Source organism: Geodermatophilus obscurus, assembly GCF_900115395.1.
GTDB classification, from domain to species: domain Bacteria; phylum Actinomycetota; class Actinomycetes; order Mycobacteriales; family Geodermatophilaceae; genus Geodermatophilus; species Geodermatophilus obscurus_B.
Genome location: NZ_FOWE01000008.1, coordinates 192,230 through 209,169 on the forward strand (window position 1 = coordinate 192,230; position 16,940 = coordinate 209,169).

Consider the following 16,940-nt stretch of genomic DNA (forward strand, 5'->3'; position numbering starts at 1 on the left):
GGATGTCCTTTCGTTCGTCTCAGGAGGGGGCGACGGGGGTCCAGGTCGAGTCGGCCGCGGCGCTGCGCTCGACGGCGTCGAGCACGCGCTGCACCTGCAGGCCGTCGGCGAAGGACGGCACCGGGTCCTCGTCCTTGGCGATCGCGGTGACCAGGTCGACGACCTGGTGCGTGAACCCGTGCTCGTAGCCGAGGCCGTGCCCGGCCGGCCACCACGCGGAGACGTAGGGGTGCTCGGGTTCGGTGACGATGATCCGGCGGAAGCCGGCCCGCTCGGCGGGCTCGGTGCCGTCGAAGAACTCCAGGACGTTCATGTCCTCGAAGTCGAAGGCGAGGCTGCCCTCGGAGCCGTTGATCTCGATGCGGATGCCGTTCTTGCGGCCCAGGGCGAAGCGGGTGGCCTCGAAGGTGGCCACCGCGCCGCCGGAGAAGCGGCCGAGGAACACCGCCGCGTCGTCCACGGTGACCCGGCCCATGCCCTCCCCCGCGACCCCGGACAGCGACCCGGCCGACGCCGGCAGCGGGCGCTCCTTGACGAAGGTCTCCAACAGCGCGCTCACGCCGGTGACGGTCTCGCCGGTGATGTACTGCGTCAGGTCGACGACGTGCGCGCCGATGTCGCCGAGCGCGCCGGAGCCGGCCTTCTCCTTCTCCAGCCGCCACGACATCGGCGCCGACGGGTCGGCGATCCAGTCCTGCAGGTACGCCGCGCGCACGTGCCGGATCCGGCCGAGACGGCCCTCGGCGACCAGCCGGCGGGCCAGCCCGATCGCCGGCACCCGGCGGTAGGTGAAGCCGACCATCGAGCGCACGCCGCGGGCGGCGGCGCGGGCGGCGGCGTCGGCCATCGCCTCGGCCTCGGCGACGGTGTTGGCCAGCGGCTTCTCGCACAGCACGTGCTTGCCGGCCTCGAGGGCGGCGATCGCGATCTCGGCGTGCGTGTCGCCGGGCGTGCAGACGTCGACCAGGTCGACGTCGTCGCGCTCGACCACGCGGCGCCAGTCGGTCTCGGTCCCGTCCCAGCCGAGCTTGCCGGCGGCCTCGGCCACCCGGGCGGCGTCGCGGCCGGCGAGCACCCGCAGCTCGGGGCGCAGCGGCAGGTCGAAGAAGCGGGGGGCGGTGCGCCAGGCCTGCGAGTGCGCCGCGCCCATGAAGGCGTAGCCGATCAGGCCCACCCCGAGGGTCGGCCGGTCGGGCGAGGTCATCTGCGATCTCCTCGGGGAAGGAGGCGGGGCCGCCGGCACCGGCGGCCCCGCCCCGGGTGGATCAGGACTCGAACGCGGTGTCGATGTACTGGTCGACGTTGTCGGCGGTGACGACCGGCGCGTTGAGCACGATCTCCCGCGGGATCTCGACCTCGACGAGGTCGGAGAGCGCCTTGTCCTGCGCGATCAGCCGGGCCAGGCGCACGCCGTCGGCGGCCTGGGTCGACGGGTAGATGACCGTCGCCTGGAGCACCGAGTTGCCCTCCTGGATCGCCCGCATGGCGTTGGCCGAGCCGGCGCCGCCGACCATGAAGAACTCGTCGCGGCCGGCGTTCTCGATGGCGGCCAGGACGCCGACGCCCTGGTCGTCGTCGTGGTTCCAGATGGCGTCGATCTGCGGCGCGGCCTGGAGCAGGTTGGCCGCCGCCTCCTCGCCGCCCTCGACGGTGAAGTCCGCCGCGACGCGGTTGTCGACGTTGAGCCCGCACTCCGACAGCGCGTCGGCGAAGCCCTGGCTGCGGTCCTGGGTCAGCGGCAGCGAGTCGATGCCGGCGATCTCGGCCACGACGGCGTCCGGGTTGTCGCCGAGCTGCTCGCAGATGTACGTGCCGGCCGAGACGCCCATGCCGTAGTTGTCGCCGAGGATGGTGGTGCGCGCGGCGAACGGGCTGTCGAACTGGCGGTCGACGTTGATGACCGGGATGCCGGCTTCCATCGCCTGCAGCGCCACCGGGGTGAGCGCGGCGCCGTCGAAGGGCAGCAGCACGATGGCGTCGACGTCGTCGTTGATGAACGTCTCGACCTGGCTGATCTGGGCGCTGACGTCGTTGGTGCCCTCCGCGACCACCAGCTCGACGTCCTCGTAGCCCTCGGCCTCGGCGCGGGCGGCCTCGGTGATGCCGGCCATCCAGCCGTGGTCGGCGGCCGGCGCCGAGAAGCCGATGGTGACGGTGTCGCCGGCCTCGTCGTTGTCGCTGGCGGCCTGGTTGCCGCCGCCACCACCGCCGCCGGACTCCTCCGGGGTGTTGCTGGTGCAGCCGGCCACGAGCACGCCTGCGCTGAGCAGGGCCACCGTGGCGTAGGGCAGGCGGCGGAACGGACGCTGCCTCGTTGCAGACATGTGCTCTCCTCGGGTCTCGGCCCCTGTCCGGGAGCCGGGGTGGGACACCACCGGACGGGAGGTCCGGTGGGTGGTGCCGCCGGCGCGCAGGCTCACGCGCCGGGCTGTCTGGGCAGGACTAGAGCGTCTTGCCGGTGGAGGCCGGCCGGGTGCCGCCCGGGCCGCCCTCCGCGGTGGTGCCGCCGGACACCGCCCCGGAGGGCGAGCCGCTCAGCACCGGTCCGCCGGACGGGCCGCCGGACGAGGGCCGGCGGAAGCTGAAGCCCCCGGTGGCGATGCGCTGCTGCAGCAGGACGGCGGCGACGATGATGACGCCGCGGGCGACGGCCTGGGCCGAGCTCGAGACGTTGTTCAGCGTGAAGACGTTGCCCAGCGTGATGAAGATCAGGACGCCCAGGACGGTGCCGACGATCGTGCCGCGGCCGCCGATGAGCAGCGTGCCGCCGATGACGACCGCGGCGATGGCCTCGAGCTCGGCGAGCGTGCCGTGGGTGGAGCTGCCCGTCGTCGTCCGCGCCATGAGCATGACGGCGGCGATCCCGCAGCAGATGCCCGACAGCACGTAGAGCTTCACCGTGTGCCGCTGCACCCGGATGCCGGCCAGACGGGCGGCCTCGGCGTTGCCGCCGACGGCGAAGGTGCGCCGGCCGAAGGTCGTGCGGTTGAGCAGCACCCACCCGGCGGCCGCGACCAGCGCGAAGATGATGACCAGCGTCGGGACGCCGAGGACGTCGCCGGAGAAGAAGGACAGGAAGCCCCGGTCGCGGACGATCTGCGTGCGCCGGTTGGCGATGATCTCGGCCAGGCCGCGGGCGGCGGTGAGCATGGCCAGCGTCGCGATGAAGGCGGCGAGCTTGCCGTAGGCGATGACCACGCCGTTGACGAACCCAGCCACCGCGCCGACCACCAGCGCGGTGAACACCATGACGATCCAGTGGACGTCCTCGGCCATCTGCTGGGTGGCCAGCGTGGTCGCCCACACCGACGCCAGCGCGGTCAGCGCCCCGACCGACAGGTCGATGCCGCCGCCGATGATCACGAAGGTCATGCCGACACTGATCACGCCGATGACCGAGGCCGCCCGCAGGATGGTCAGGACGTTGTCGACGTCGGCGAAGCGGTCGCCGGCGGTGGCGATCCCGACGATGCAGAGGATGACCAGGGCGACGACCAGGCCCAGGTTGCGGCCCAGCGGCCCGGCCATGAGGCCGCCCCCGGACCCGCCGCGGCCGTCGGCCTCGGCCTTCCCCGTCCCCGCCGCCAGGGCGGTGCTGCCCTCACTCATGCTCCGGTCCCTTCGTGCTGCGTCTTCTCGAGGTGTGTCTTCTCGAGGTGTGTCGTGTCGTGCAGTACGGGGCCCTGGCCGTGCGTGGTGGTCCCCTGCATCACCAGGTCGAGCACCCGGTGCTCGTCGAGCGCCCCGGCCGGCTCCTCTGCCAGCACCCGGCCCTCGGCGATGACGAGGACGCGGTCGGCCAGCCCGAGCACCTCGGGGATCTCGCTGGAGACCACGACGACGGCGACACCGCGGTCGGCGAGGTCGCGCACCAGCGCGTAGATCTCCGAGCGGGCGCCGACGTCGACGCCGCGGGTGGGCTCGTCGAGCAGCAGCACCTTGCAGTCGCGCAGCAGCCAGCGGGCCAGCACGACCTTCTGCTGGTTGCCGCCCGACAGCGTGCGCACCTCGCGGGTCTCGTCGGTGGGGCGCACGTCGAGGGAGCGGACCTGCTCGCGCGCGGCCGCCCGCTCGGCGGAGCGGGACAGCAGGCCACCGCGGGAGAAGCGGGCCAGGCTGGAGATGCTGATGTTGCGGGCCACGGACTCGCCGAGCAGCAGCGCCTGGCTCTTGCGCTCCTCGGGGGCCAGGCCCACGCCGGCGGCCACCGCGGCGCCGACGTCGCCGGCGCGCAGCCGGCGGCCGGCCACCCGGACCTGGCCCGAGGTGGCGCGCCGCGCGCCGTAGACGGTCTCGAGGATCTCCGAGCGGCCGGAGCCGACGAGCCCGGCCAGGCCGACGATCTCGCCCGGCCGGACGGTGAAGGAGACCCCGGAGAAGGAGCCGTACAGGGCGAGGTCCTCCACCTCGAGCAGCGGCTGGGGGTCGCCCTCCAGCGGGCGGCGGCGCTCGGGGAAGACGTACTCGATCGTCCGGCCGGTCATCAGGGTGATGACCTCGCGGGTCGGCGTCTCGCGTGCGGGGAGCCCGGTGGCGACGGTCCGGCCGTCCTTGAGGACGGTGATCCGGTCGCCGATCTCGCGGATCTCCTCCAGCCGGTGGGAGATGTAGACGATCGCGACGCCCTCGGCGGTGAGGTCGCGGATGACGGTGAAGAGGCGCTCGACCTCCTCGTTGTCGAGGACCGCGGAGGGCTCGTCCATGATGATCAGCCGCGCGTCCTGCGAGAGCGCCCGCGCGATGCTGACCATCTGCTGCGAGGCGGCCGACAGCGAGCCCACCTCCGCGCCCGGCCGGATCTCGGGGTGCCCGAGCCGGGTGAGCAGCGCGGCGGCCCGCCGGTTGATCTCGCCGGGGAAGGTCAGGCCGAAGCGGGACTGCTCGCGGCCGAGGAAGACGTTGTCGGCGACGGTGAGCCCGGAGACGAGGTCGAGCTCCTGGTAGATCGTGGCGATGCCGAGCCCCAGGGCGGACTGCGGGTCGCTCAGCCGCACCTGCTCCCCGCGCCAGTAGATGGCGCCCTCGTCGGGCTGGTGGGCCCCGGCGAGCACCTTGATCAGCGTCGACTTGCCGGCGCCGTTCTGGCCGAGCAGGCAGTGCACCTCACCGGCCCGGACGTCGAGGTCGACGCCGCCGAGCGCCCGGACACCCGGGAAGGTCTTGACGATGCCGTGCATCTCCAGCAGCGGCGCCTCGCGCAGCGCTGCCCCCTGGACCGGCGCGGTCACCGGGCCGCCCCGGAGCCGCCGGCGGTCCGGCGTCGTGCGACGACCACCATGGCGCCACCTCTCGACTTCTGCTCATCGTTGACCATTAGTCCGCTGAGCGCAGAACATATGAGCCCAGCCACAACCGGGTCAAGCCCCGAACCGGGCGGTTACCGAATCGGGATGAACCGCGGCCGGGACGGGCACCCCTGGACCGGAGCCGAGCCCGTCCTCGCGCGTGGGCCGCTCGGCCATGGGGTTCCTCCGGCTGCGCATCGGCGCACTCGTCCGGGTGACGCAGGCCATCCTTTTTGTGCTGCCGTGGAACATAACGACGTCGGCTGGGTACCTCAAGGGGTCGGTCGAGTCCGCAGCGAGCGGTCGTACGGGGAGCATCCGCGTGACAGCGGATCGCCGGGTCGTCGCCGCCCGGCGACGGGAGGGGCTAGCGCGCGAGGGTGGCGCGGGTGAGGGCCTCGGAGACCGAGTCGTCGTCGAGGTAGCCCTCGATGGCCATGAGCGCCGCGCCGACCCGGCCGGAGAGGTCGGGGGCGTCGCTCACGGTGATCTCCAGCGCGCGGGCGGCCAGCGGCATGGAGCGGGCGTAGACCGACTCGCGGATGCCGGCCAGCAGCGGGACGCCGGCCCGCGCCACGCCGCCGGTCATGACGATCCGGTGCGGGTTGAAGAAGTTGACGAGCGCGGCGAGCACGGTGCCGATCGTGCGGCCGGCGTGCCGGACCAGCTCCAGCGCCACGCCGTCGCCCTGCGCGGCCCGCTCGACGACCTCGCGGGTCGTCGCCACCGGCAGCCCGGCCGCCCGGGCGTCGCGCAGCAACGCACCGCCGCCGGCGATCGCCTCCAGGCAGTTGACCTGTCCGCACCGGCAGACGACCTCCCGGCCGTCGGCGCAGGGGACGTGGATGTGGCCGATGTCGCCGGCACTGCCCTGCGCGCCGCGGTACACGTCGCCGTCGACGATGATCCCGCAACCGATGCCGGTGCCGACCTTCACCACGAGGACGTCCTGCACGGAGCCCGCGACGCCCATCTCGCCGAGCGCCATGACGTTGACGTCGTTGTCGACGAACACCGGGCCGTCGTAGCGGCCGAACGCGCTCGGGATCGGGAAGTCGTGCCAGCCCGGCATGATCGGCGGATGGGACGGCCGCCCGGTCGAGAACTCGACGGGCCCGGGGACGCCGACGCCGACGGCGCACACGTCGGCGGGCGTGAGCCCGGCCTCGGCGAGCACCTCCTGCGCCAGCCGATCGACCTCCGCGAGCACCGGGCCGGGGCCGTCGGCGATGTCGATCGGGTGCCCGATGGTGGCGAGGACCTGCGCCGACAGGTCGGTCACCGCGACGTCGACGCTGGTGACCCCGAGGTCGACGGCGAGCACGCACCCGGCCGCGCTGTTGAAGCGCAGCAGCGTGGGCGGCCGGCCCCCGGTGCTCCACCCGCGGCCGCCCTCCTCGAGCAGGCCGGCGGCGATGAGCTGGTCGACGCGGGCGCTGACCGTGTTGCGCGCCGCGCCGGTCAGGGCGACGAGCTCGGCCCGGCTCCGGGCACGGCCGGTGCGCACGTGGTGCAGCAGCGCGCCGGCCGAGGCGGAGGAGTGGGCCACGCGGTCATGGTGACACGCCACCGGCCCCCTGCCCGCCCTCCGGCGTCGCCACGGCCCGGACGGCGGCCCGCAGGACCGCGGCGACGTCGTCGGGGTGGGTCTGCACGGTCACGTGCGCCGCGCCGGGCACCTCGACCAGCCGCCCGGACGGCGCTGCCGCGGCGACCGCGGCCGCCCACTCCCGTCGGCAGAGCCGGTCCCGGGTGCCGCGGACGACGGTCACCGGCACGTGCACGGCACGCAGCCGGTCCCCGATCGGATCCGGCGCGGCCGACCGCCACAGCGCCCGCATGGCCCGCGGACCGGTGGTCAGCCACTGGAGGAGGACGATCGGGAGCTGCCACCAGCGCTCGCACGCCGCCGTGAGCAGCCACTCCCGGGCCAGCGTGCGCGGCCGGCGCAGCCGCGGGTCGGTCGTCGGGCCGAGCAGGACGACCCCGGCCACCCGGGGGTCGACCGCCGCCGCCGCGACGACCTGGCAGCCCTGGCTGTGGCCGGCGAGCACCACCGGACCGTCCCCCAGGCCGGCGCGGAGCGCGGCCGCCAGGTCGTCGACCGACGGAACAGGTGCAGACCGCCCCATCCCGGGTAGGAGCACCACGTCGGCCGACACCCGTCGGCGCAGCCGCGACCACGACCGCCCGTCCAGCCCCATCCCCGGGACGAGCACCAGCCGGGGGATGACGACGGGCACCGGCCCGGTTGTACCGGGTGGACGCGGACACCGCGACAGCACACGACACGGCAGGCGTGGCGGGGATCACCACCCCGAGCGGCCCGCCGCAGGACAGCGGAGTCCCTGACGGGAGAGGATCAGTCATCATGACGACGACATCACCTGCGTACAACGCCGCCGACAGCACGCCCACCGGCCGGCCGCGGGTGGTGATCGTCGGCTCCGGCTTCGGGGGCCTGTTCGCCGCCAAGGCCCTGCGCAACGCCGCCGTCGACCTCACGGTGATCGCCAAGACGGGCCACCACCTGTTCCAGCCGCTCCTCTACCAGGTGGCCACCGGCATCCTGTCCGAGGGCGAGATCGCCCCCGCCACCCGCGAGGTCCTGCGGCACCAGAAGAACGCCCGCGTGGTGCTCGGCGAGGTCGTCGACATCGACGTGGACGCGCGCACGGTCACCTCGACGATCCTCGGCCGCACCACGGTGTACCCCTACGACGAGCTGATCGTCGCCGCCGGTGCGGGGCAGTCCTACTTCGGCAACGACCACTTCGCCGAGTTCGCCCCCGGCATGAAGAGCATCGACGACGCCCTCGAGCTGCGCGGCCGGATCTTCGGCGCCTTCGAGCTGGCCGAGCTGGCCACCGACCCGGCCGAGGTCGACCGGCTGATGACCTTCGTCGTCGTCGGCGCCGGCCCCACCGGTGTGGAGATGGCCGGCCAGATCGCCGAGCTGGCGCACCGCACGCTGCGCCGCGACTTCCGGAACATCGACCCCGAGCGGGCGCGCATCATCCTCATCGACGGCGCGTCGCAGGTGCTGCCGCCGTTCGGCCCGAAGCTGGGCGAGAAGGCCCGCCGGCACCTCAACCGGATGGGCATCGAGGTCCAGCTGGGCGCGCTGGTCACCGACCTGGACGCCGACGGCCTGACGGTCAAGGACCCCGACGGGCAGCTGCGCCGCATCTCGGCGGCCACCAAGGTGTGGGCCGCCGGCGTGCAGGCGTCCCCGCTGGGCCGGCTGCTGGCCGACAAGACCGGCGCCGAGATCGACCGCCCCGGCCGCATCACGGTGCAGCCGGACCTCACGCTGCCGGGCCACCCCGAGATCCACGTGGTCGGGGACATGGCCAACCACCCGGACAAGCTCCCCGGCGTCGCCCAGGTGGCCATCCAGGGCGGGCGCTACGCCGCCGACCAGATCAAGCGGAGGATCGCCGGCAAGCAGCCGCGCGGACCCTTCCGCTACGGGGACAAGGGCAACATGGCGACCATCTCGCGGTTCTCCGCGGTGGCCGACATCAAGGGGATGAAGTTCGAGGGCTTCATCGCCTGGGTGATCTGGCTGGTCGTGCACCTCTTCTACATCATCGGCTTCAAGAGCCGCATCACCACGGTGCTGCACTGGATGGTCAGCTTCCTCGGCCGCGGCCGCTCCCAGCGGGTCGCCACCCAGCAGCAGGTCTACGGCCGGCTGGCGCTGGAGAAGCTCGGTCCCGGGTTCTCCGCGTCCAAGACCGGCGGCCCGAAGGACCACGGGGACAACCCCGACGAGGTCAACCCCGACCAGCAGCGCGACCTGGTCGCCCGCCGCACCGCCTGACGAAGGACCCCGCTGCCCCCCACGCCTCGCTCCGCTCGGCGCGGGACCCCGCAGCGGGGCCGTTCCAGCAGCTCACCCCTCGGCCCGTACGGCGTCAGCCGGACGGGCCGAGCCACGTGTCGAGCGCGGCGGTGACCAGTCCGGGCGTCACCACGTGCCCGCCGTCGAACTCGTCGTAGGTGACGTCGTAGCCGGCCGTGGAGAGCTGCTGCGCCACCCGCCGGCCGCAGCGCTCCACCGGCAGGACGCGGTCGTGGGTGCCGTGCGCGACCCAGATCCGCGGACGCCCCTCCCTGCCCGGGGGCGCGACGAAACCGGGCGAGAAGGCCAGCACTGCCTCGAACAGGTCGCCGTTGGCCAGGCCGAGCGAGAGCGCGTAGGAACCGCCGTCGGAGAAGCCGCCGAGCGCCACGCGCGACACCGCCAGGCCGGCGGCCACCTCCTGCAGCGCGGCGTCGAGGACGGCGACGTCGCGGCCGAGCCCGCCGGCCAGCAGGTCCCACGTGGTGGACACCGAGGTGGTCGCCAGCACCGCCACACCGCGGGCGGTGGCCACGTCCCCCACCGCGGCCAGCGACTGCGCGGCCTCCCCGCCCGCGCCGTGGCAGAAGACCAGCAGCGGCCGGGCACCGGACGGGCCGCCGGGCACCGCGACGAGCGCCTCCGCCCGCCCGCCGAGGTCGAGGGACGTCGTGCCCGGGGGCAGCGGCGGGCCGGCCGGGTCAGGGCCGGGCCGGGTGTCGAGGCGGCCGTCGGCGGCGCGGCGCGGCGCGGCCACGCTCAGACCGCCTCGGCCGCGAGCGGCACGTGCTCGCCGGGCCGCTCCAGGTGCAGCGGCTGCAGCGGCGTCGTGTCCTCCAGGTACAGGAAGGCGTCGTAGCGCTCCCCGAGCACGGTCGGCACGTAGTTGCCCCAGCGCTCCCGCTCGGGCCGGTAGACGACGCCGATCGCCCGGTGGTCCAGCCGCCGGTCCAGCTCCCCCGGTCGCTCGTCGCGCGGCCACACGAGCAGCGCGTCGCGGCCGAGCCGCTCGTGGAGCAGGTGCTCGAGGCTGCCCTCCCGGGCCGGCGGCACGGGCATGCGCTCCATCTGCGCGCCCCACTCGCGCCCGGCGACCACCCCGCCGCGGTGCCCGCCGAACCCGACGAGGACGACGTCGTCGGTGCCGTGCCGCTCGCGCAGCAGCTGTCCGACGTTGGTCATCCCGACGTCGGCCATGTCGGTGGCGCGGGCGTCGCCGACGTGGGTGTTGTGCTCCCAGACGACCGCCTTGCCGCCGGTGTGCTCGAGCAGCCGGTCGAGGGTGTCGGCCATGTGCACGTCGCGGACGTTCCACGACTCGGCCGAGCCGCCGACCATCGCGCGGTAGTACCGCTCGGCGTCGACGACGACCGAGGCGTTCTGCTCGGCGGCGAACCGCGCCTCGGGGTCGTCGCCGTCGCCGTCGTCGCCGTCGTCGGAGCGGCCGCGCTGCCGGCAGAGGTGGTGCATCAGGTCGACGGCGGCCTGCTCGCAGGAGGTGGGCGCGAACCGGGTGGCGAAGGCGTACTCGGCGCCGTCCTCCCCGAACGGCTCGAAGCAGCGCATCGCCCGCACGGCGGCCCCGGCGTGCTCGGGCTCGTTCTCCCGGAGCCAGGCGACGAGCTCGTGCACCGAGTCCCACAGGCTGTAGACGTCGAGGCCGTAGAAGCCCACCCGCTCGTCCTCGGGCCGGGCGGCGTTGTGCCCGCGCAGCCAGCGGCAGAAGTCGACGACGTCGTCGTTGGCCCACATCCACGTCGGCCAGCGGTCGATCGCGTCCAGGGCGGTGCGTGGGTCGTCGTCGGCGCCGGGGCGCAGCCGCACGCTGCGGTTGACGCGGTAGCAGTCGGGCCAGTCGCCCTCGACGGCGACCAGCCCGAAGCCGTGCTCCTCGACCAGGCGGCGGGTCAGCGCCGCGCGCCAGGCGTAGTACTCGTGGGTGCCGTGGCTGGCCTCGCCGATCGCCACCACCCGGGCGTCCCCGACGCGCGCGAGCAGCGGATCGAGGTCGACCGCCTCGCGCAGCGGGAGCGCGAGCTCCTCGATCCGGTCCATCAGGTCCTCCCGGCCGCCCCCTCGCGGACGACCCAGTCGGCGACCGCCCGGCGGTCGCCCGTGCGCAGCCAGGTCCTCCGCTGCCGCACGGCGGACGTACCCCGGCCGAGCAGGTCCTGCACCAGCGCGCAGACCTCGTCCCACTCACCGGCGCCGGTGAGGTCCTCCTCCAGTTCGGCGAGCAGCGCGCTGACGGCATCGCGGGCGTCGACCAGCTCCAGCCGCAGCGGGTCGAACAGCCGGCCGGTGACGCCGGCCCGGGCCGCGCGCCAGCGGGCCGCGCGCAGGTGCTCGGGGCGCACCTCCGGCACCGGCTCCCCACGCACGGCCCGGGCGGCGAGCACCCGCACCAGCGACCGCACCAGGGCCGCGTGCAGGACGGCGTCGTCGAGGGTGGTGCAGACGTCGGCCAGCCGGAACTCCAGGGTCGGCAGCCGGGCCGAGGGGCGGACGTCCCAGTACAGGTGCGAGCCGTCCTCGACCACGCCGGAGGCGACCAGGCCGGCGAGCACGCGGCGGTAGCCGTCGGCGTCGCCCAGCGGCTCGGGGGCCCCGGCGTGCGGGAAGCGGGTCCACCACAGCGTCCGCCACGACTCGTAGCCGGTGTCGACGCCGTCGTGGAACGGCGAGCTGCCGGTCATCGCCAGCAGCACGGGGACGTAGGGCCGGGTGCGGTCGAGGACGGCGACGGCGGTGTCGAGGTCGGGGACGCCGACGTGCACGTGGCAGCCGCAGATGTCCTGCTGCCGGGCCAGGCCCGCCCAGCGCTGGACCATCGCCTCGTACCGCTCCCCCGGCGACATGGGCATCGTGTGCCAGGAGTCCCACGGGTGGGTGGACGCGGGGAGGAGCAGCAACCCGTCGCGGTCGGCCGCCGCGGCCGCCTGGGCCCGTGCCGCGCGGAGGTCGGCGCGGACCTCGGCCAGCGAGGTGCAGATGCCGGTGGCGGTCTCCAGCTGGGTGGTCGCGATCTCGGGGTGGACGAACGAGCCGGCCTCGCCGGCGAGGGCGGCCGCCGACGCGTTCGGTCCCGGTGTCATCGCCAGGCTGTCCGGGTCGACGAGGTGGAACTCCTCCTCCACGCCGACGGTGCGCCCGACGGCGGCGTCGGCAGTCGTCTCGGGCTGGTGGCCGTCGGTGTGCACGCCGCTCCTGGATGGTCGCCGGGGAGGCCGACGCTACGGCCGGCCGACCGGCGCCGCACCCGCTCGTGATCTCTCCCCGGCACCTCGTGCACTGGTCCGCACCAGGGGCAGAGCACGACCGCGTACGGGAGGTCGGTGGGGTTGATCGCTGTCGGCGTAGCGGGAGGGGTGGCCGAGGCGGGCCCGACAGGAGTCCACTGGCTGTGCAACAACGTAATCAGGAGGTGCGTCGTGACCCGACCGGACACCGGCGCCGCGCTGGACGCCTACTCGCAGGTGGTCACCGCGGTGGCCGCCGACCTCACCCCGCACGTCGCCGCGCTCCAGGTCACCGGCCCCGACGGCCGGCAGGGCGCCGGCTCGGCGGTCGTCGTCCCCGGGGACGGGCTGCTGCTCACCAACGCGCACGTCGTCGGTCGCGCCCGCAGCGGGCGGGCGGTGTTCGGCGACGGGAGCGAGACGCCGGTCGAGGTCGTGGGCACCGACCCGCTCTCCGACCTCGCCGTGGTCCGCACGACCACGGGCGCCCCCGAGCCGGCCGTCCTCGGCGACGCCGCCCAGCTCAAGGTCGGCCAGCTCGTCGTCGCCGTGGGCAACCCGCTCGGCCTGGCCGGGTCGGTCACCGCCGGCGTGGTCAGCGGGCTGGGCCGCTCCATGCCCACCCGGGACGGGCGGACGGCGCGGGTGGTGGAGGACGTCATCCAGACCGACGCCGCGCTCAACCCCGGCAACTCCGGCGGGGCGCTCGCCGACTCCGCGAGCCGGGTGGTGGGCATCAACACCGCCGTCGCCGGGTGGGGGCTGGGACTGGCCGTCCCGGTCAACGACACCACCCGCCGGATCATGGACACGCTGGTGCGCGACGGCCGTGTCCGGCGGGCCTACCTCGGCCTGGTCAGCAGCCCCGCTCCGCTGCCCGCCGCACTCGCCGAGCGCACCGGCCGGCGGCGCGGGCTGCGCGTGGTCGACGTCGTCGCCGGGTCGCCGGCCGACCGGGCGGGGCTGCGCCCGGGTGACCTCGTCCTCGAGGCGGGCCGTGCGCCGGTGGCCGAGGCGCAGAGCCTGCAGCGGCTGCTGTTCACCGAGGCGATCGGCCTGCCGCTGCCGGTCACGGTGTACCGGCGCGGGGCGATGGTCGACGTCATCGCCGTCCCCACGGAGCTCACCGGCTGACTCCCCCGTGCGGGTGGCGCGCCGTCCCCCCTGCTCAGGAGCCCGCGCGTGGGTCACGATGACCCGGCCGAAGAGGGGGGCGCCGGTGGACGGGGACCGCAGGGGTGGGCTGGGCCTGCTCGCGCTGGTGTACGGCTGTGGTGCGGCGCTGTGCGCGGTGGGCGCGCTGTGGCCGATGACGGCGCGCACGCCGGTGGCGCTGCTGGTGGTCCTCGCCGTCTCCGGCGCCGCGCTCTCCGCCGGGCTGTGGCTGGGCCGCGACCGGCTGCCGATGGCGGCCGTGCACGCCGCGCTCGCCCTGCTGGCCCTGCTGACCGGGCTCCTGGCCTGGCAGTCGGTCACCGCCGTCGGCGTCGTCGGCCTCGGTCCGGCGCTCGTGGCGCTGGGGGTCCTCGCCGGGCACGTGCTCCCGGCGGCGCACGCCCGGGCGCACGTCGCCGGCGCGGTCGCCGTCGTCAGCGCGGGTGCGCTGTCCGCGGCCCCGTCGGGCTTCCTCGCCCCGTGGCTCACCGCGGTCGTCACCGCGCTGGTGCTCACCGAGGCCCAGGTGCGCCAGACCGGGGCGCTGCGCCGCGCGGCCTGCACCGACCCGCTCACCGGGCTGGCCAACCGCCGCGCGTGGGAGGACGGCGCCGACCGGTTGCTGGCCGCCGCCGGGCGGAGCGGCGAGCCGCTCACCGTGGCCCTCCTCGACCTCGACGGGTTCAAGGCGGTCAACGACACCGAGGGCCACGCCGCGGGGGACGCGCTGCTGCGCGCGCTGGCCTCCGGCTGGTCCGGGGAGCTGCGCCGCTCGGACCTGCTCGGCCGCCTCGGCGGCGACGAATTCGCGCTCTGCCTGCCCGGCAGCGACCGCGCGGCCACCGCCGACCTGCTGGGCCGGCTGCGCGCCGTGTCGGCGGGCCCGTGGTCGGCCGGGACGGCCACCGCCCACCCCGGCGAGACCCTGCACGAGGTGCTCGCCCGCGCCGACGCCGATCTCTACCGGGAGAAGGCGGCCCGTCCCGGCTCCCGCACGCGCGTCGACCGACCCGCGCCCGGACCTCAGGGGCGGCGCCAGTCGTCGGAGGTCAGGTGCGAGCCCGCCATTGGGCCCATCTGCAGCATCCCGCCATCGACGGCGTAGGAGGACCCGGTCACGTAGGACGCCGACGGCGAGGCGAGGAAGGCGACGACGGCGGCGACCTCGTGCGCATTCCCCGGGCGGCCCACCGGGACGCCGGGCCGCTCGTGCCCCGGCGCGGTGGGGTCCTCGTCCTCCTGGCCGGTCATCGGGGTGGCGATCTCCCCCGGTGCGACGGCGTTAACGGTGATGCCGTGCTCGGCCAGCTCGAGGGCCGCGACCCGGGTGAGCAGCCCGAGACCGCCCTTGGCCGCGCAGTACGCGGCCGCGCCGACCCGCGGCTGGTGCTCGTGGACGCTCGTGACGTTCACGATCCGCCCGCCCCGGCCGGCGGCGACCATGCGGCGCGCGGCGCGCTGCAGGCACAGGAACGCCGCGTCGAGGTCGGTGGCGAGCACCTCGCGCCAGGTCCCGTAGTCGGTCTCCAGGATCGCGGTGGAGTGGCCGGTTCCGGCGTCGTTGACCAGCACGTCGATCCCGCCGAGGGCCTCGGCCAGCTCGTCGACGACGTCGGCGGCCTGCGGCAGCTGCGTGAGGTCGACGTGGCGGACCTCCGCGCGCCGGCCCCTCGACCGCACCTCCTCGGCGGTGCCCTGCGCGTGCGCCTCGTCGCGGTACCAGGTGATCCCGACGTCGCAGCCCTGCTCGGCGAGCGCGACCGCGACGGCCCGCCCGATGCCCGACTCCGACCCCGTGACGACCGCGACGCGGCCCGCTGACTCCGTCATGCCCCCATGCTGCGGGGGCACGCCGGTGCCCGCCCGGCAACCCGTCACCTCGTGCGGTCCGCCCGCGACCGGCTGCTGCCCGGCACCGCGTGTCGCACGGTTGGGTGGCAGGCCAGCAGATCGGCGTCGACACTCGGGCAGGACGCAGCAGCCGTCACCCCGGCTCCCCCCGGAGTTGCTCCTGATCCCCCAGACGTTCGGCCCCTACGAGCTCGACGAGGTGCTCGGCCGCGGCCACACCGGCGAGGTGTACCGCGCCTGGGACACCCGCCGGTCGCGGACGGTCGCCCTCGAGGTCCTCTCGCCCGAGCTCAGCGCCGACCCGCGGTTCCGTGCGCAGTTCGAGCAGGTGAGCCGGGCCGTCGCGGCGATCGAGGAGCCGCACGTCGTCGTCGTCCACGAGGTCGGCGAGGTCGACGGCCGGCTCTACCGAGACGTGCAGCTCGTCGACGGGCGGGCTCTGTCCGCGGTGCTCGCCACCGAGGGACCGCTCTCCGCCGTCGTGGCGGTCGACGTCGTCGGTCAGGTCGCGGCCGCCCTCGACGCCGCGCACGCCGCCGGGGTCGTGCACGGGAGCGTCCGCGCATCCGACGTCCTGGTGTCCGGCCACCCCGACCGTCCCGAGTGCCACCTGACGCACTTCGGCCTCGCCGACCGCCCCGACGGCCGGCCCGCCGACCCCCGGGCCGACGTCTCCGCGCTGGCCTGGCTCCTCTCCGAGCTGCTCACCGGCCGGCCGCGCGGGAGCGACACCGGCGGGACGGCACCCGGCGGCGGAGGCCGGCACCGGGAGCCGCCGTACCCCACCGGGGAGGACTCCGTGCCCCCGGCCCTGGAGGCGGTGGTGGCGCGGAGCACCGCCGCGGACCCCGCCGGCCGGTACGCGAGCGCCGGGGCGCTGGCCGCGGCCGCGCGCGCGGCGCTGCGCCGGACCTCGGACACGGTGCCGGTGCAGGCGGTGTCCGCACCGGCCTCAGCCGGTGTGGCGGCCGGTGCGGCGAGCGGGGCGGCCGGCGGCGCGGCGGCAGCGCGGACGGCCGGGGTGGGCGCAGCGGCGGCCCGCCAGGCACGGCGCCGCGCCTCCCCGCCGGCACCCCGGTCGCAACGCCGGAGGGAACTGGCGGCCGTCCTCGTCGCCGCGGCGGTCGGGCTGACCGCCGCGGGCGGGGTCGTGGCGGTCCGGCTGGCCGCGGACGACTCCGACGCCGTGGCGTCGACCCCGGTCGTGCTGGAGCCGGCCGACGACCCCGGGGACGCTCCCTTCGTGCCCGCACCGCCGGGGACGACGGGGCCGGCCGGGGAGACCGGGGACCGCGCCCCGGGCTCGGCCGGGACCCCGCAGGGGGGCGACGACCCGGCCTCCGGTTCCGCCGGCACCCCGCAGGACGGCGAGCGTCCCGCGGAGGAGAGCGCCGCGACCACGCCGGGAGGCGACGACACGGCACCGGGCACCGCCGGGACCGCGCCGGGCTCGGGCGACGCGGGCTCGGGCGACGCGGGCTCGGGCGACGCGGGCTCGGGCGACGCGGACTCGGGCGATGCGGACTCGGGCGATGCGGACTCGGGCGATGCGGACTCGGGCGA

The 16,940-nt window shown here is 75.5% G+C and carries 14 protein-coding genes; 4 read left to right on the plus strand and 10 right to left on the minus strand.

The window, feature by feature from the left end; translation table 11 throughout:
- Nucleotides 1-19 precede the first annotated feature (19 nt).
- The 6 genes from BM165_RS17060 to BM165_RS17085 form a co-directional block, all read right to left on the minus strand.
- A complete protein-coding gene (locus BM165_RS17060) occupies nucleotides 20-1,204 on the minus strand; it encodes a Gfo/Idh/MocA family protein (RefSeq protein ID WP_075014734.1) in 1,185 nt (394 codons plus the stop codon).
- Between the two features lie 61 nt (nucleotides 1,205-1,265).
- On the minus strand, nucleotides 1,266-2,324 hold the full coding sequence (locus BM165_RS17065) for a substrate-binding domain-containing protein (protein WP_075014735.1): 1,059 nt from the start codon (nucleotides 2,322-2,324) through the stop codon (nucleotides 1,266-1,268).
- A 118-nt stretch (nucleotides 2,325-2,442) separates the two neighbouring features.
- The gene (locus tag BM165_RS17070; RefSeq protein ID WP_075014736.1) at nucleotides 2,443-3,609 is read right to left on the minus strand and encodes an ABC transporter permease; all 1,167 of its coding nucleotides are present in this window, start codon (nucleotides 3,607-3,609) and stop codon (nucleotides 2,443-2,445) included.
- Nucleotides 3,606-5,228, minus strand: a complete 1,623-nt coding sequence (locus BM165_RS17075) for a sugar ABC transporter ATP-binding protein (RefSeq protein WP_244274293.1) — start codon at nucleotides 5,226-5,228, stop codon at nucleotides 3,606-3,608. Before BM165_RS17075 ends, BM165_RS17070 begins: the two co-directional genes overlap by 4 nt.
- A gap of 424 nt (nucleotides 5,229-5,652) precedes the next feature.
- Nucleotides 5,653-6,834 carry an ROK family protein gene (locus BM165_RS17080; RefSeq protein WP_075014737.1) on the minus strand — a complete coding sequence of 394 codons (1,182 nt, stop codon included), beginning with the start codon at nucleotides 6,832-6,834 and terminating at the stop codon, nucleotides 5,653-5,655.
- 4 nt (nucleotides 6,835-6,838) lie between these two features.
- The gene (locus tag BM165_RS17085) at nucleotides 6,839-7,528 is read right to left on the minus strand and encodes an alpha/beta fold hydrolase (protein ID WP_075014738.1); all 690 of its coding nucleotides are present in this window, start codon (nucleotides 7,526-7,528) and stop codon (nucleotides 6,839-6,841) included.
- Nucleotides 7,529-7,656: 128 nt separating this feature from the next.
- Between BM165_RS17085 and BM165_RS17090 the strand changes: the two genes are divergently transcribed.
- Nucleotides 7,657-9,111, plus strand: coding sequence for an NAD(P)/FAD-dependent oxidoreductase (locus tag BM165_RS17090; RefSeq protein WP_083427445.1), 1,455 nt, complete (start codon nucleotides 7,657-7,659; stop codon nucleotides 9,109-9,111).
- Between the two features lie 94 nt (nucleotides 9,112-9,205).
- Here the strand turns inward: BM165_RS17090 and BM165_RS17095 are convergent, their stop codons facing one another.
- The 3 genes from BM165_RS17095 to BM165_RS17105 are packed head-to-tail and all read right to left on the minus strand — an operon-like array spanning nucleotide 9,206 to nucleotide 12,332.
- Complete coding sequence (locus tag BM165_RS17095; RefSeq protein WP_075014739.1) at nucleotides 9,206-9,889, minus strand: alpha/beta hydrolase; 684 nt, start codon at nucleotides 9,887-9,889, stop codon at nucleotides 9,206-9,208.
- 2 nt (nucleotides 9,890-9,891) lie between these two features.
- Nucleotides 9,892-11,187 carry an erythromycin esterase family protein gene (locus BM165_RS17100; protein WP_075014740.1) on the minus strand — a complete coding sequence of 432 codons (1,296 nt, stop codon included), beginning with the start codon at nucleotides 11,185-11,187 and terminating at the stop codon, nucleotides 9,892-9,894.
- Complete coding sequence (locus BM165_RS17105) at nucleotides 11,187-12,332, minus strand: carboxylate-amine ligase (RefSeq protein WP_075014741.1); 1,146 nt, start codon at nucleotides 12,330-12,332, stop codon at nucleotides 11,187-11,189. The genes BM165_RS17100 and BM165_RS17105 overlap by 1 nt, the downstream gene beginning before the upstream one ends.
- A 231-nt stretch (nucleotides 12,333-12,563) precedes the next feature.
- Here BM165_RS17105 and BM165_RS17110 point away from each other — a divergent pair, with 231 nt between their 5' ends.
- Nucleotides 12,564-13,505, plus strand: coding sequence for a S1C family serine protease (locus BM165_RS17110; protein WP_075014742.1), 942 nt, complete (start codon nucleotides 12,564-12,566; stop codon nucleotides 13,503-13,505).
- Between the two features lie 85 nt (nucleotides 13,506-13,590).
- Nucleotides 13,591-14,631: a GGDEF domain-containing protein gene (locus BM165_RS17115; RefSeq protein WP_075014743.1), complete on the plus strand. Its 1,041-nt coding sequence runs from the start codon at nucleotides 13,591-13,593 to the stop codon at nucleotides 14,629-14,631.
- Here BM165_RS17115 and BM165_RS17120 read toward each other — a convergent pair.
- On the minus strand, nucleotides 14,550-15,356 hold the full coding sequence (locus tag BM165_RS17120; RefSeq protein ID WP_075014744.1) for an SDR family oxidoreductase: 807 nt from the start codon (nucleotides 15,354-15,356) through the stop codon (nucleotides 14,550-14,552). The two genes, BM165_RS17115 and BM165_RS17120, sit on opposite strands and share 82 nt — an antisense overlap.
- 175 nt (nucleotides 15,357-15,531) lie before the next feature.
- Between BM165_RS17120 and BM165_RS17125 the strand changes: the two genes are divergently transcribed.
- Nucleotides 15,532-16,940 (plus strand): protein kinase domain-containing protein (locus tag BM165_RS17125; RefSeq protein ID WP_177225233.1); only part of this gene is annotated, 1,409 nt, incomplete at its 3' end.